The organism is Xanthomonas campestris pv. asclepiadis, assembly GCF_020784175.1.
In the GTDB taxonomy this organism is placed as follows: domain Bacteria; phylum Pseudomonadota; class Gammaproteobacteria; order Xanthomonadales; family Xanthomonadaceae; genus Xanthomonas; species Xanthomonas campestris_D.
This window is the reverse complement of record NZ_JAJGQM010000033.1, coordinates 46,956-60,774: the sequence shown is the minus strand read 5'-3', so window position 1 is coordinate 60,774 and position 13,819 is coordinate 46,956. Positions and strand designations below refer to the sequence as shown.

General features: G+C 65.4%; 11 protein-coding genes and 1 riboswitch. Of the genes, 4 read left to right on the top strand and 7 right to left on the bottom strand.

The annotated features are described in order from the left end of the window. Positions 1-285: 285 nt before the first annotated feature. The 4 genes from LL972_RS14855 to LL972_RS14840 form a co-directional block, all read right to left on the bottom strand. Positions 286-2,250 (bottom strand): AsmA family protein, encoded by a 1,965-nt coding sequence (locus LL972_RS14855; protein ID WP_228328243.1) that lies wholly within the window; start codon positions 2,248-2,250, stop codon positions 286-288. Between the two features lie 49 nt (positions 2,251-2,299). Further along, positions 2,300-2,944 carry a PAQR family membrane homeostasis protein TrhA gene (gene trhA, locus LL972_RS14850; protein ID WP_115677689.1) on the bottom strand — a complete coding sequence of 215 codons (645 nt, stop codon included), beginning with the start codon at positions 2,942-2,944 and terminating at the stop codon, positions 2,300-2,302. Positions 2,945-3,019: 75 nt separating this feature from the next. After that, positions 3,020-4,624, bottom strand: coding sequence for a peptide chain release factor 3 (locus LL972_RS14845; protein ID WP_039519673.1), 1,605 nt, complete (start codon positions 4,622-4,624; stop codon positions 3,020-3,022). A 139-nt stretch (positions 4,625-4,763) separates the two neighbouring features. Then, positions 4,764-5,684 carry a M23 family metallopeptidase gene (locus LL972_RS14840; RefSeq protein ID WP_228328242.1) on the bottom strand — a complete coding sequence of 307 codons (921 nt, stop codon included), beginning with the start codon at positions 5,682-5,684 and terminating at the stop codon, positions 4,764-4,766. 129 nt (positions 5,685-5,813) lie between these two features. After that, positions 5,814-5,934, top strand: a riboswitch (SAM riboswitch). A gap of 71 nt (positions 5,935-6,005) precedes the next feature. Between LL972_RS14840 and metX the strand changes: the two genes are divergently transcribed. From metX to LL972_RS14825, 3 genes are read left to right on the top strand one after another with little or no spacing between them, the layout of a single operon-like run. Further along, positions 6,006-7,037, top strand: a complete 1,032-nt coding sequence (gene metX, locus LL972_RS14835) for a homoserine O-succinyltransferase MetX (protein WP_228328241.1) — start codon at positions 6,006-6,008, stop codon at positions 7,035-7,037. Further along, a complete protein-coding gene (locus LL972_RS14830) occupies positions 7,034-8,251 on the top strand; it encodes an O-succinylhomoserine (thiol)-lyase (RefSeq protein WP_166765565.1) in 1,218 nt (405 codons plus the stop codon). The genes metX and LL972_RS14830 overlap by 4 nt, the downstream gene beginning before the upstream one ends. After that, positions 8,248-9,336 carry a homoserine dehydrogenase gene (locus tag LL972_RS14825; protein ID WP_228328240.1) on the top strand — a complete coding sequence of 363 codons (1,089 nt, stop codon included), beginning with the start codon at positions 8,248-8,250 and terminating at the stop codon, positions 9,334-9,336. Before LL972_RS14830 ends, LL972_RS14825 begins: the two co-directional genes overlap by 4 nt. A 201-nt stretch (positions 9,337-9,537) precedes the next feature. Here the strand turns inward: LL972_RS14825 and LL972_RS14820 are convergent, their stop codons facing one another. Continuing rightward, on the bottom strand, positions 9,538-10,533 hold the full coding sequence (locus LL972_RS14820) for an alpha/beta fold hydrolase (RefSeq protein WP_228328239.1): 996 nt from the start codon (positions 10,531-10,533) through the stop codon (positions 9,538-9,540). A 442-nt stretch (positions 10,534-10,975) separates the two neighbouring features. After that, positions 10,976-12,358 carry an L-serine ammonia-lyase gene (locus tag LL972_RS14815; protein WP_228328238.1) on the bottom strand — a complete coding sequence of 461 codons (1,383 nt, stop codon included), beginning with the start codon at positions 12,356-12,358 and terminating at the stop codon, positions 10,976-10,978. 85 nt (positions 12,359-12,443) lie between these two features. Between LL972_RS14815 and LL972_RS14810 the strand changes: the two genes are divergently transcribed. Beyond that, a complete protein-coding gene (locus LL972_RS14810; protein ID WP_228328237.1) occupies positions 12,444-12,677 on the top strand; it encodes a glutaredoxin family protein in 234 nt (77 codons plus the stop codon). A gap of 465 nt (positions 12,678-13,142) precedes the next feature. Here the strand turns inward: LL972_RS14810 and LL972_RS14805 are convergent, their stop codons facing one another. Then, on the bottom strand, positions 13,143-13,727 hold the full coding sequence (locus LL972_RS14805) for a cold shock domain-containing protein (protein WP_228328236.1): 585 nt from the start codon (positions 13,725-13,727) through the stop codon (positions 13,143-13,145). Between the last annotated feature and the right edge of the window lie 92 nt (positions 13,728-13,819).

Genomic DNA, 13,819 nt, shown 5'->3' with positions numbered 1-13,819 from the left:
CCAGAATCCGAACAGATAAGGCTCTTACGCGGCATCCATGCCGCGTAAGGTCCCGCGACGGTGAGCGGGCAAGGACCAGTCGAGAGGGTCGGTTTGCATGGTGCAAGCAGTGCAGGCCGTGCGGTCGTTCGAGGACTGCGCTTTGATCAGCTCCCTTCGATCCGTGCCATCACTGCAGTTTTGGGGTCACTGCATCCGTCAATGCACTTGCATGCGATCGACACCTTGTCATCATCGCTACAGCATTCGACAGGTTTGCTGGTCGCCCAAAGTGGTGTAGTGCACTTACCTTGCGAATTTGCCGCCGCAATCGCTGTCCTTGCCGGGACCCGGTTCGAAGGTTGCGAGCAAGGCGGCGGGCGGGGCGATCATGCCCAGGCCGACTGCAAGCGCGCCACGCAGGCCCAAGGCCTTGAAGTCGGGACGGAAGGTCGGGTCCTTGAAGCTGCCGCCGATCCGCAACGGCGAGCGCAGACTCAGGATGCTGCGGTCTTTGGGGCGCGGGCGCAGTAGCAGGTCCAGTGTTTCGTCCTTCAAGCTGATGCTGCCTTCGCCAATGATGATGGTGTCGGTGCTGTCGAAGGCCAGCGCACGCGATTGCATCAAACCGTCCTGCACCCCGAAGTCGCCGAAGATGCAGCGCACCGGAATCTGACGATCCTTGGTGAACAGATATTTCAGCGATTCGGCAATATCCAGCCCGGCCAGTTCCATGATCAGGTTGCCGACATGACCGCGGCCCATCCCGACGCCGATCGTGCCGTCGGCGGTACCGAGCATCGCCCCGATCGAGTTGCCGCGGCCACGCAGATCGAATTCGCCACCGATGGCACCGGAGGCTTGTTTGGCAAGCGCGGTATCGGGGAAGAGCTGATCCAGCCGAATGCCGCGAAGGCCTGCCTTGAGTTGCGTGGTGATCACTTCCTTGCGCGCATCCATGCGGATCGTGGAGCGGATATCGCCACCGGCAACGCCGAAGTTGAGCGGATCCAGCTGTAGCAGGCCGTCCTTCAGCGTCAGCGAGGCATCCATGTCGTCCAGCGGCCACGATGGCGCATTGATGCGCTGCGCGCGCCAGCGTACCTGCGCATCCATCGCACGCAGCTTGGACAGGTCATAAGGCGTGCTGGGCAGCACGCGGGCACTGGCCGCGAGTTGTGCCGCCTGCTTTTTCTGTTCGGCATTTGCCGACTCGTTCGCGCCGGTCTTCGGCGGTGCGCCGACAAAGCCTGCCAGGTCGTCGAAATCCAGGCGCTTGGACGCCAGGTCGGCACGCAGGAACGGGCGCTTGTTGCGCAGGTCCACTTCGGCAGTGCCCGACAGATCGCTGTCGCCGGCGGTACCGGTGAACTTTTCGTAGCGCCAGAGCTGCCTATTGCGGCGCAGATGACCATCGAGCTTGTATGGCGGTGTCGACGGCATGGCCACGCCGGTCAGCGGATACAGATCCTGCATGTCCTGGCCGCTCAAGGCCATTTGCAGATCGAAGACCTGGAACTGGAACGGGTTGGTCAAGGTGCCGCGCACGTGCGTGCGGGTGGCGCCGGCGCTGCCGCGTAGATCGATACGGAACGGATGTTCGCTCTGACTCAGCTCCAGCGGCGAGGCAGTATTGCCCTTGAGCGTGAAGGGATAGCCCTTCCAGCGGCCCTTGCCGTCGATGCCGATCGGCGCCGCACGTTGGTCGCTGCTTGGTGGTGCAAGGCTGTTGATCGACACATCCACGTCTGAGCGATTGGCTGCATCGATGTATTGCAGGCGCCCGTTGTCCACCAGCAGGCGGCCAAGGCGCGGCATCGTGCCATCGCCATCGTCCTGATCAAATACCCAGTTGCCGGGATGGGTGTCGTCGCCGGCTTCCAGCAAGACGGTTGGGTGATCCAGACGGATTTCCGGCAGACGCAGCTTGCCGCGCAGCAGCGGCCACAACTCGACATCGATCTCGGCCGAGTTGAGCTCGGCCATCGGACCGCGTTTGGACCATGCTGCGTTCGCCAGGCTCAGCCGGTTGCCGCGCACGGTAGTGGTGCGACCCAGCTTCACATCCAGATAGCCGAGATGGAATTCGCGACCGGTCTTGGCACTGACCAGGCGCTCGACCGGGCCACGTAGCCAGTTCCACTGGAACAGCAGCACGAAGACCACCACGATGGCGGCGATGATGGCGAGCCCGGTCAGCCAGCGTCGACGACGTGGCGTGGGGGAAGATGGTGTAGCTGAGGTGTCGGTCACGTTGTTCACGCGGGCCATGGTTGGCGATGCCTCGTGCACGGCGCGCGAACGCGCCGTAGATCGCGTTTCACATCACTTGCGCAATCACCGCAACGAAGTGGCAAGCGCTGCCGGCCAGCACGAACAGATGCCAGATCGCATGGAAATAGCGCTGGGTGTCGCGCTGGTAGAAATACGTGCCCAGCGTATAGAAGAGTCCGCCGGCCAGCAGCCAGCACAGAGACCAGGTATCGACCGAGCGCAGTAAGGGCTGGATCGCCACGACGATCAGCCAGCCCATCGCCAGATACAGCACCGTCGACAACAGGCGGAAACGACCGGTGAAGAACAGTTTGAAGATCACCCCGGCCGCGGCAATCGTCCAGATCGCGGCGAACAATCCCCAGCCCCAGGAGTCACGCAGATTGATCAGCGTGAACGGGGTATAGGTCCCGGCGATCAACAGATAGATCGCGCAGTGATCGAGCACCTGCAGGCGCGCCTTGGCGCCCGGATGCGGGATGGCATGAAACAGCGTGGAGGCGACGTACAGCAGCACCAGGGTGGCGCTGAACACGATGGAGGTGGCCAGTTGCCAGCCGTCGCCATAGATGGCGGCCAGCGTGATCAGCACCGAGCCACCGGCCAATGCGGCAATGGCACCCAGGCCGTGGGTCACGGCGCTGGCTATCTCGTCGCGCAGGTCGGTCGAGGGGGAGGCGTCTGCGTTCATGCCAAAAAGGTACCGCAATTGCGAGTAATTCGCATCGCCAGCAAGTGCGGTCGCAGGCGTTGGTTCAAGCCGCGGTCAATCGATCGCCTTGGCATGCGCGTGTTCGCGCGTGGCAGAGAAGCGCACGTCCGGCGCGCGTTCCTGCGCCAGTTGCAGATTCACCCGCGTCGGTGCGAGATACACCAGCTGGCCGGCCGCGTCGATGCCCAGATTGCCGGCGTTTTTCTCGCGGAACTCCTCCAGCTTCTTGGCGTTGTCGCAATGTACCCAGCGTGCGGTGGTGACACTGACCGGCTCGAAGATCGCGTCCACGCCGTATTCGTCCTTGAGCCGGTAGGCCACCACGTCGAACTGCAGCACGCCCACCGCGCCCAGGATCAGATCGTTGCTCATCAACGGGCGGAAGAACTGCGTGGCGCCTTCTTCGGACAGCTGTGCCAGGCCCTTTTGCAGTTGCTTGAGCTTGAGCGGGTCGCGCAGGCGCGCACGCCGGAATAGTTCCGGTGCGAAGTTGGGGATGCCGGTGAACGACAGCGCTTCGCCTTCGGTAAACGTGTCGCCGATGGAGATGGTGCCGTGGTTGTGGATGCCGATGACATCGCCCGGCCAGGCTTCGGCGGCGATCTCGCGGTCGGAGGCCATGAAGGTCAGCGCATTGGCCAGCTTGACGTCCTTGCCGCTGCGCACGTGCAGTGCCTTCATGCCGGCGGTGAACTTGCCCGAACACACGCGCATGAAGGCCACGCGGTCGCGATGCTGCGGGTCCATGTTGGCCTGGATCTTGAAGACGAAGCCGCTGAGCTTGGCTTCGGTCGCTTCGACCCGGCGGCCGGTGGTGTCGCGCGCCTGCGGCGGCGGTGCGTGCTCGATGAAGAAGTCCAGCAGCGGTTGCACGCCGAAGTTGTTGACGCCCGAGCCGAAGAACACCGGGGTCTGCTGGCCGGCGCGGTAGGCCTGCAGGTCGAACGGATTGCTGGCACCCTGCACCAGTTCCAGTTCGTCGCGCAGCTCGGCCAGCATCTGCGCGCCGATCTTTTCGGCCAGTCCCGGCGCATCCAGCGACGGGAAGATGGTCGAATCCTGGCGGGTGAAGTTGCGGCCCTGTTCGTACAGGTGCACCTCGCCGGTGATCAGGTGCACCACGCCCTTCAGGCGCTGGCCCATGCCGATCGGCCAGGTGACCGGGGCGCACTGGATGCCGAGCACGGTTTCGACTTCATCCAGTAGATCGATCGGGTTCTTGCCCTCGCGATCGAGCTTGTTGATGAAGGTCATGATGGGGGTGTCGCGCAGGCGGCAGACTTCCATCAGCTTGATGGTGCGTTCTTCCACGCCCTTGGCGACGTCGATGACCATCAGCGCCGAGTCCACGGCGGTCAGCACCCGGTAGGTGTCCTCGCCGAAGTCGGCGTGGCCGGGGGTGTCGAGCAGATTGACGATCTTGCCCTCGTACGGGAACTGCATCACCGAGGAGGTGACCGAGATGCCGCGCTCCTTTTCCAGCGCCATCCAGTCCGAGGTGGCGTGACGGGCGGCCTTGCGGCCCTTGACCGAGCCGGCCATCTGGATCGCACCGCCGAACAGCAGCAGCTTTTCGGTCAGCGTGGTCTTGCCCGCATCGGGGTGGGAAATGATGGCGAAGGTGCGGCGGCGCGCGGCTTCGTTGGAGACGTCGGACATGGGCTGAGCGCGCCCGGTCGGACGCCTGCGGAAACTGAGGAAGCCGGTGATTATAGCGGCTTCGCCGCGGCGGGCCTCTGTGGCCCTGGGCCTGGGCCTTCCAGGTCGGCAGCCCGGCGCTCCCCCGGGCGGCCGTCACTCACGGTGCCGGCGAGGGGAACTGCAACTCGCCCTGGGGGCCCAGCATCCGGAACGGCAACGCGATCAGGCGCAGGTCCGCATTGCGCTGGAGCGCGAAATGCAGGTGCGGGGCCGTGCTGAAGCCGGTACTGCCCGAGGTGCCCAGGCGCTCGCCGGTGCGCACCACCTGGCCCGGCCGCGCCGCAACGCCATTGGGTGCCAGGTGGGCGTAGATGGCCATGCTGCCGTCGGCATGCAGCACCCGCACCAGGTTGCCGCCGCCAGCTGCCTGGTCCTGCGGGCCGCCTTCGATGACATCCTGCCGTACCTCCATCACCACGCCCTCGCGCGCTGCCAGCACCGGCGTGCCCTGCGGCAGCGCGAAGTCCACCGCGTACCAGTTGGGCGCATCGGCATGGCTGAAGGCCCCACCAAAGCCCTGGTCCACTTGGATCGGCGCATCGCGAAACGGGAGCTGGTAACGCACTTGCTGCTGCGGGCGGGCCTGCGGATCGCCGGGCACCACGTCGAGCTTGAGTCCAAGCCCGCCCAGGCTGCGCTGGTTGCTGGCCGGATACAGCCGGGCGAGCAGGCGACGCTCATGCGCAGCCAGTTGCACCGTCAGCGGCAACTGCGGCACGGCGCGGTAATCCTCGCTGGCCGGTGCGCTCAGCTGCACCTGCGCGGGCCCGGCCAGCGGGTTGCTGACCCAGGCCAGATAGACTGGAGCCTGCCATTCCAGCTGCAGGGACGGGCCGGTGCCGGGCGATGCGGTCGCAGTCTGCGCAGTTGCGACTGTTGGCGAGCTCGCAGTCGTGTTTGCGGCATCGGGCCAATGCCAGCGTTGCTGCGCGTTGGCAGGTGCGGCACACGCCAGAACCGCGAGCAAGAAAGGCCAGGCGAGGGCAGGCAGGGCGCTGCGAGGCACGTGGTGGGGCACGTGATCGGCTCGAACTAAAGGAGCCTCAAGTATGCGGTCCATCACAGGCCGCAGTGGTATCGGATGAAAATATATCTTTCCATCCGCATGAAGAGATTGACATCGCAAAAAGGCAGTGGCATCTTAGCCTCACCATCGAGACCGGCGGAGGGACAGGCCCTTTGATGCCGGGGCAGCCAGCGGAGCGCGCAAGCGCCCGCGTTTGGTGCCAAATCCTGCGGGGACCTCCGCGTCCGCCGAAAGATGGTTCGAATCGTGCCTTGCGCACGTCGAACGCGAGCTCCCGCGAAGCTCGATGGCCGATCCACCCCGGATATCGCCATGAGCCTCGTGAATACAGCATCGCCGACACCGACCGAATACGCAGATACACCCGCCGCCACCGACGACGGCTTGATTGCCATGCGCGGCGAGCTTGTCATTGCCTTGACGATGCGCCATGCCGGCATGCGCGAGCTGCGGCTGCGCTATGAACTAGTCGGCGCCGCCAGTGCACCGGTGGTGTTCGTGGCCGGCGGGATTTCCGCACATCGCCATCTGGCCGCCAGCGGCCTGTTCCCCGAGAAGGGCTGGGTGGATGGCCTGGTCGGTGCCGGCCGCGCGCTGGATCCGGCCTCGCGGCGCCTGTTGTCGTTCGATTTTCTCGGCGCCGACGGCACGCTGGATGCGCCGATCGATACTGCCGACCAGGCCGATGCGATCGCCGCGTTGCTGGATGCGCTGGGTATCGCGCGGTTGCACGGCTTCGTCGGCTACTCGTATGGCGCGCTGGTCGGCTTGCAGTTCGCCAGCCGCCACGCCGCCCGCGTCGGCACCCTGGTTGCGGTCAGTGGTGCGCATCGCGCGCATCCGTATGCCGCCGCCTGGCGTGCACTGCAGCGCCGCGCGGTGGCGCTGGGTCAGCTGCAATGCGCCGAAAACCATGGGCTGGCGCTGGCACGGCAGTTCGCCATGCTCAGCTACCGCACCCCGGAAGAATTCAGCGAGCGCTTTGACGCGCCGCCGGAAGTGATCAATGGCCGCGTGCGCGTGGCCGCCGAAGACTACCTGGATGCCGCCGGCGCGCAGTACGTCGCGCGCACGCCGGTGACCGCCTACTTGCGGCTGTCCGAGTCCATCGACCTGCATCGCATCGACCCGGCGCAGGTGCGCGTGCCCACCGTCGTCGTTGCGGTGGAGGGCGACCGCCTGGTGCCGCTGGCCGACCTGGTCAGCCTGGTCGAAGGCCTGGGGCCGCGCGGCAGCCTGCGCGTATTGCGCTCGCCGTATGGCCACGACGCCTTCCTGAAAGAAATCGATCGCATCGACGCGATCCTCGCCACTGCCCTTCGCCTCACCGGAGAAACCGCATGAGCTTTCGTGACCCCGCCGACGCCCCCTGTACCGCTGCCACCGCCGCCGTCCGTGCCGGTATCGATCGCGACACCGCCTATGGCGCGGTGACGCCGCCGATCGTGCTGTCGTCGAACTTCTCTTTCGATGGTTTCGGCAACAAGCGCCAGTACGATTACACCCGCAGCGGCAACCCGACCCGCGATCTGCTCGGCGAAGCGCTGGCCGAGCTGGAAGGTGGCGCCGGCGGGGTGATCACCTCCACCGGCATGGGTGCGATCAACCTGGTGCTCAATGCGTTGCTGCAGCCGGGCGACACCCTGGTGGTGCCGCACGATGCCTACGGCGGCAGCTGGAGGCTGTTCAATGCGCTGGCCAAGAAGGGCCACTTTGCGTTGGTCACCGCCGACCTGACCGACCCGCGTTCGCTGGCCGATGCGCTGGCGCAATCGCCCAGGCTGGTGCTGATCGAAACCCCGTCCAACCCGCTGTTGCGCATTACCGATCTGCGCTTCGTCATCGAGGCGGCAAAGAAGGTGGGGGCGCTGACTGTGGTGGATAACACCTTCCTGTCGCCGGCATTGCAGAAGCCGCTGGAGTTCGGCGCGGACCTGGTGCTGCATTCCACCACCAAGTACATCAACGGCCACAGCGATGTGGTGGGCGGTGCGGTGGTCGCGCGCGATGCCGAGCTGCACCAGCAGCTGGTGTGGTGGGCCAATGCGCTGGGCCTGACCGGTTCGCCGTTCGATGCCTTCCTCACCTTGCGCGGTCTGCGCACGCTGGATGCGCGTCTGCGCGTGCATCAGGAAAACGCCGACGCGATCGCCGAGCTGCTGGACGGCCATGCGGTGGTCAATCAGGTGTATTTCCCCGGCTTGGCTGCGCATCCGGGTCATGCACTGGCCGCGCGCCAGCAGAAGGGCTTCGGCGCGATGATGAGTTTCGAGCTCGACGGTGGCGAAGCCGCAGTGCGCGCGTTTGTCGATGGCCTGCGCTACTTCACCCTGGCCGAGTCGCTGGGCGGTGTGGAAAGCCTGATCGCGCATCCGGCCTCGATGACGCATGCGGCGATGACCGCCGAAGCACGCGCTGCCGCCGGCATTTCCGATGGCCTGCTGCGGCTGTCGATCGGGATCGAATCGGCCGAGGATCTGTTGATCGACCTGCGCGCCGGCCTGGCGCGTGCCGAAGCAACGCTGACCAGCGCAAGCCGCAAACAGGTCGACGCGTGAGCACCGTGCTGCCTGTTTCGCGCCGCGCTTCGGCGGCAGCGGTGACGCCCACACCACGGCTGGCCTTGCTGGGCACCGGGACGGTGGGGCGCGCGTTCGTGGCGCGCTATACCGCGCTGCAGGAGCGCCAGCTGCAGTTGCCGCGCTTCGACTGGCTGGCCAATTCGCGGATTGCCCACGATTGCGGCACCAGCGCCGTGCAGGCCTTGCAACAGGCCAACGCCGCACCGCGTGGCCAGGCCGTGCTGCAACCCTGGGCAGAGACCACCGCCTTGCGTGCCGGCGATGTGCTGGTGGACGCCACTGCCAGCGATGTCGTTGCCGATTGGCATGTGGAATGGCTGCTGCGTGGTGTGCACGTGGTCACCGCCAACAAGTTGGGCCAGGGCACCGCGTTGTCGCGTGCGCAGGCGCTGCACGCGGCGCGTCACGCCAGCGGTGCGCACTATGGTGATAGCGCAACTGTTGGAGCGGGGTTGCCGGTGCTGAGCAGCGTGCGCGCACTGGTGGCGGGTGGCGACCATATCCATTCGATCGAAGGGGTGTTGTCCGGATCGCTGGCGTGGCTGTTCCATCGCTACGACGGCACCGGCGCATTTTCCGATTGCGTGCGTGAGGCGATGGCAGCCGGCTATACCGAGCCGGATCCGCGCATCGACCTGTCGGGCGAGGACGTGCGGCGCAAGTTGCTGATCCTGGCGCGCGCAGCGGGCTGGCAGCTGGAAGCCGAACAGGTGCATGTGGAATCGCTGGTGCCCGCAAGCATTGCGCGGTTGCCGCTTGACGCCTTGGATGCGCAACTGAGCGCGCTGGATGCGGTGGTCGGCGCGCGCTGGCAGCAGGCCCGTGCCGCGGGGCGTTGCCTGCGCTTCGTCGGCCGTGTGGACGCACATGGTGCCAGCGTCGGCTTGCGCGAGTTGGCGCTGGATCACCCGCTGGCCGGCGGCGCCGGCACCGATAACCGTGTCGCCATCAGCAGCGATCGCTATCGCCAGCAGCCATTGCTGATCCAGGGGCCGGGCGCGGGTGCCGAGGTGACGGCGGCGGCGTTGCTGGATGATGTGTTGCGGATTGTGGCTGGGTAGTAGGGTGAGAGCGTGGCAAAGCGCCGCCTCTGCTCGATGGCGGCTACCGGTGCGCGTGCAGTCTATTACGTGATCGACTGCACGGATAGCCTGCTGTCTGCGGCGTGCATTGCAAACGCGTCCAGCTGCAGCTCGCCTGTTCGCAGGCTGCAGCTTCCATAGACGCCTTTGTCATGCCAATCGCACTGCCGCCGGCAGTGCTTACTGCGCAATCGCCTTCAACAACGCGGCATTGAAACGTGTCGGGTCCTGTACCTGCGGCGAGTGGCCGAGGTCGGCGAACTCGACGAGCTTTGCGTTTGGAATCGCCTCCGCTGCACGCTTGCCTAGCCTGGTGTAATCGCCGACACGTGCCTTGACCTCGGGCGGTGCGGTGTCCTTGCCGATCGCGGTGCGGTCCTTGAGGCCAATGAACAGCGTGGTCGGCACGCTGAGTTTGGGTAGTTCGTACACCACCGGCTGGTTGAATACCATGTCGTAGGTCAGCGCCTGGTTCCAGGCAACCGCCTGCTTGCCGTTGCCCAGCGACATGCCGGCCTGCATGCGCGCCCAGCGTTCGAACTCAGGCTTCCATTGGCCGGCGTAATAGACCTCCATCTGATACTTCTTGATCCGTTCGAAACTGATCTTCAGCTCGTTGTCGTACCAGGCATCGACGCTGCGCCACGGAATGCCTTCGGCCTTCCAGTCTTCCAGGCCGATCGGGTCGACCAAGGCCAGGTCCTCGGTGGCCTGCGGATACATCAGCGCATAGCGGATGGCGAGCATGCCGCCCATCGAATGACCGACCACCACCGCACGTTCGATGCCCAGTTTTTTCAGCAGTGCCTGCGTGTTGCTGGCCAGCTGCGCGAAGGAAAATTGATAGGCGGCCGGTTTGCTGGATTTGCAAAAAACCACCTGGTCCGGCGCGATGACGCGGTAGCCGGCGCTGCTCAACGCGGTAATGGTCTGCTCCCAGGTGGCAGCGCAGAAGTTCTTGCCATGCAGCAGCACGGCGGTACGCCCATTGGGCTTGCCGGTGGGCGCCACATCCAGGTACGCCATTTCCAGCGGCTGCTGTTGCGAAGTGAAGGCGAAGGTCTTGACCGGATAGGGGTAGTCGAAGCCTTCCAGGCGCGGGCCATAGCTGGTTTCCTGCGCCATCAATGGGCCGCAGGCCAGGGCCAGGGCGAGAGTGCAAACAAGCGGTCGCATCGCGATCTCCGTGGGAATCCAGCGTCAAACGGTACACGGCGGCATGTGGTGGGGACGTACAGCTCTGCCATGCGACCGCGTTAGCGGGCGCTGCAATTGGGCGCATTGCCCTGTTTGGCGATGTCTGGACAGTGACTGCAATCATGCCGTGGCAGAGCATGTTGCATGGCTGCGCCGCGTGTCGGCATGTCTGCTTCCGGCAAGCGATAATGATCGCGGTGGCGATGCCCCATCCGCATGTCGGAACCCTTGCCCCGCAGGCGGGAGACGGGTGCCTGCTGGGTACACTTGTTGCAGGGCAGGACTTTCACAGCTTGCTCGATCTGCGCAGCTTTCTGCGCCTGTCAGGGATGCAAGGGCTTGGGCGTCTTTTTTTTACGCGTGCGCACCGCGTTGCTGCGCTCGGTGGCGATGCATGGCGCGGCCCGGGGCCGCGCCATGCTCAGCATTCGATGACGTTGACCGCCAGGCCGCCGCGGCTGGTTTCCTTGTACTTGTCCTGCATGTCGCGGCCGGTGTCGCGCATGGTCTTGATGACCTTGTCCAGCGACACCTTGTGCTTGCCGTCGCCGCGCATGGCCATGCGGCTGGCGTTGATCGCCTTCACCGCGCCCATCGCGTTGCGCTCGATGCACGGGATCTGCACCAGGCCGCCGATCGGGTCGCAGGTCAGGCCCAGGTTGTGTTCCATGCCGATTTCCGCGGCATTCTCGATCTGCCCGGGATTGCCGCCCAGCGCGGCGACCAGGCCACCGGCCGCCATCGAGCAGGCCACGCCCACTTCGCCCTGGCAGCCGACCTCGGCGCCGGAAATGGAGGCGTTTTCCTTGTAGAGAATGCCGATGGCCGCAGCGGTGAGCAGGAAGTCGAAGATGCGCTGCTCGGACGCGCCGGGGCAGAAACGGTCGAAGTAATGCAGCACCGCCGGGATGATGCCGGCCGCGCCGTTGGTGGGCGCGGTGACCACACGGCCACCGGCCGCGTTTTCCTCGTTGACGGCCAGTGCGTACAGGTTGACCCAGTCCAGCGTGGTCAGCGGATCGCGCATCGCCGCTTCCGGTTTGGAGGAGAGCTCGAGATACAAGGCCGGGGCGCGCCGCGAGACGTTCAGGCCACCGGGCAGCGTGCCCTCCTGGCGGATGCCGCGCTCCACGCAGGACTGCATTGCCGCCCACAGCTCGCGCAGGCCGGCGCGAATCTCGTCCTCGCTGCGCCAGCTCTTTTCGTTTTCGAACATCAGCGCGGCGATGCTCAGGCCGCTGCGTGCGCATTGCGCGAGCAATTCGTCGCCGCTGAGGAAGGGGTAGGGCAGCGGCGTTTCGTCGGCCACGATGCGGTCGTCGGCGGCATCGTCCTGGTTGACCACGAAGCCGCCGCCGACCGAGTAGTAATCGCGCGTGGCGATCACCGCTTCATCGGCATCGTAGGCGGTGAAGCGCATGCCGTTGGTGTGGTAGGGCAGCTTCTGCCGCTTGTTCATCGGCAGGTCGCGCTTTTCGTCGAAGGCAATGACGTGCTGGCCCATCAGGCTGATGCGCTTGCTGGCGCGGATGCGTTCCAGCGCGGCGGGGATGATGTCCGGATCGATCAGGTTGGGGCGGTGGCCTTCCAGGCCGAGCAGTACGGCCTTGTCGGTGCCGTGGCCGCGGCCGGTCAGGGCCAGCGAGCCGAAGACTTCGGCGCGGATGCGCACCACGTCCTGCAGGCGGCCGGCATCCAGCAGCCAGCGATGCACGAAGCGCTCGGCCGCGCGCATCGGCCCCACGGTGTGGGAGGAACTCGGACCGATGCCGATCTTGAACAGGTCGAACGTGCTGACAGCCATGCTTGCCGGAGAGGTGAGCGTAAAGGCGGCTATTCTAGTCGCTCGGCGCTTGCGGCACGGCTGCAGCGCAGCATGAGACTTCCCGATGGCCTTGATCCTGTACCAGCGCGACGATTGCCACCTGTGCGACCAGGCCGTGGAAGTGCTGGCGCAGGCACGCGCAGGCGAGTTCAGTAGCGTCTTCATCGACGGCAATGCGGCGCTTGAGGCCGCTTGCGGTGAGCGCGTGCCGGTGCTGCGCGATGAGGATGGGCGCGAGTTGGACTGGCCGTTCGACAGCCGGCGTTTACGCGAGTGGTTGAATGCCGGCACGCGATGATGCGGCGTGCGCGCACTCGGTACGCGCCAGATTTTGGATCTGGAGTGGCTGAAAACGACTTCGTGCCGGTCTGGTGCGGAGCGGACGATCTGGGCCTTCGCTGCAAGGCGGCCGATCTGCTACTTGGCTGCAGGGCCCTTGCCCGCCCACCATCGCGGGACACGCTGCAAGTACGTCCCTGTAAGCTCTTCTGCGGCATCCATGCCGCATAAGGTCCCGCGACGGTGGGCGGGCAAGGACCAGTCGAGATGGTCGGTCTGCATGGTTTTCAGCAGAGCAATCGGCAAATTTTCTGGTGCGGTGTCCTCGCCGATTGATGGCTCGGTTCACGGCGTGTCCCGCGAGCGGTGAGGGCACCGCGCCCTGGACCGACTCAGCGTTTGACCTGGGCTTTTGACTGTTAACAAGATGCGGCTAACAAACTAATCTTGTCGGTTGCCCGTTCAAGGTGTCAGCCGTGTTGATTCAATGGCACCACTGCTGCTCGCATGGCACGCCATCGTGGTCGCCGTCCATTGCGGTATTTGGACAATGCTGCAACACGTAAGTGGCATCGTCGCAGGAGGTCATCTGCGAGCAATGCGTGCGCCCGCCACAGCTGTATTGCGAGGTGGGAGCAGATGCAGGGGCGGCTGCTGCGGGCCGCGCCAGCGGTGGCGTCTGCTCAGGTGCCGGTGCCGGAGTAAACGCATCGATCAGGTAATCGCGTTGCTGATACGCGAACGCGCCGCCACCGAGCACCACCATCATGAGCAGGACCTTGCCGAGCCCGATCCGTCCTTTTGCTGGTGCCCTGCGTGTCGCGTTGCGTCGCACGGGGGCGTCATGCCTGGGCGCGTGTGTACCGGCACGCACGACGCGCACCGCGCGCGGGCGACCATCCGGACCCGGCTCGGTTTCGAAGGAGATTACTTCGCCGATCTGCGGCGTTTCGAAGCCGCGGGGAAACGCGGAAATATGCACGAACAAATCATCGCCCGGCTGTGCCGGCGTGATGAAGCCGAAGCCGCGATCGGTATTCCAGCGGGTCAAGGTTCCATGTGTGCGCATCGTCGGCGTCCCTGGGATGGACGCCGAGTCTAGCTGTCGCGCGGTGTCATCCAGCCGCCAGGCATAAAAAAACGGCGGACCCGACGAGGTAG

Coding starts and splice junctions, on each gene's coding strand:
- metX (WP_228328241.1), top strand. CDS start 6,006: ATGAGCCTCGTGAATACAGCATCGCCGACACCGACCGAATACGCAGAT.
- trhA (WP_115677689.1), bottom strand. CDS start 2,944: ATGAACGCAGACGCCTCCCCCTCGACCGACCTGCGCGACGAGATAGCC.
- LL972_RS14805 (WP_228328236.1), bottom strand. CDS start 13,727: ATGCGCACACATGGAACCTTGACCCGCTGGAATACCGATCGCGGCTTC.
- LL972_RS14855 (WP_228328243.1), bottom strand. CDS start 2,250: ATGGCCCGCGTGAACAACGTGACCGACACCTCAGCTACACCATCTTCC.
- LL972_RS14820 (WP_228328239.1), bottom strand. CDS start 10,533: ATGCGACCGCTTGTTTGCACTCTCGCCCTGGCCCTGGCCTGCGGCCCA.
- LL972_RS14810 (WP_228328237.1), top strand. CDS start 12,444: ATGGCCTTGATCCTGTACCAGCGCGACGATTGCCACCTGTGCGACCAG.
- LL972_RS14830 (WP_166765565.1), top strand. CDS start 7,034: ATGAGCTTTCGTGACCCCGCCGACGCCCCCTGTACCGCTGCCACCGCC.
- LL972_RS14845 (WP_039519673.1), bottom strand. CDS start 4,624: ATGTCCGACGTCTCCAACGAAGCCGCGCGCCGCCGCACCTTCGCCATC.
- LL972_RS14815 (WP_228328238.1), bottom strand. CDS start 12,358: ATGGCTGTCAGCACGTTCGACCTGTTCAAGATCGGCATCGGTCCGAGT.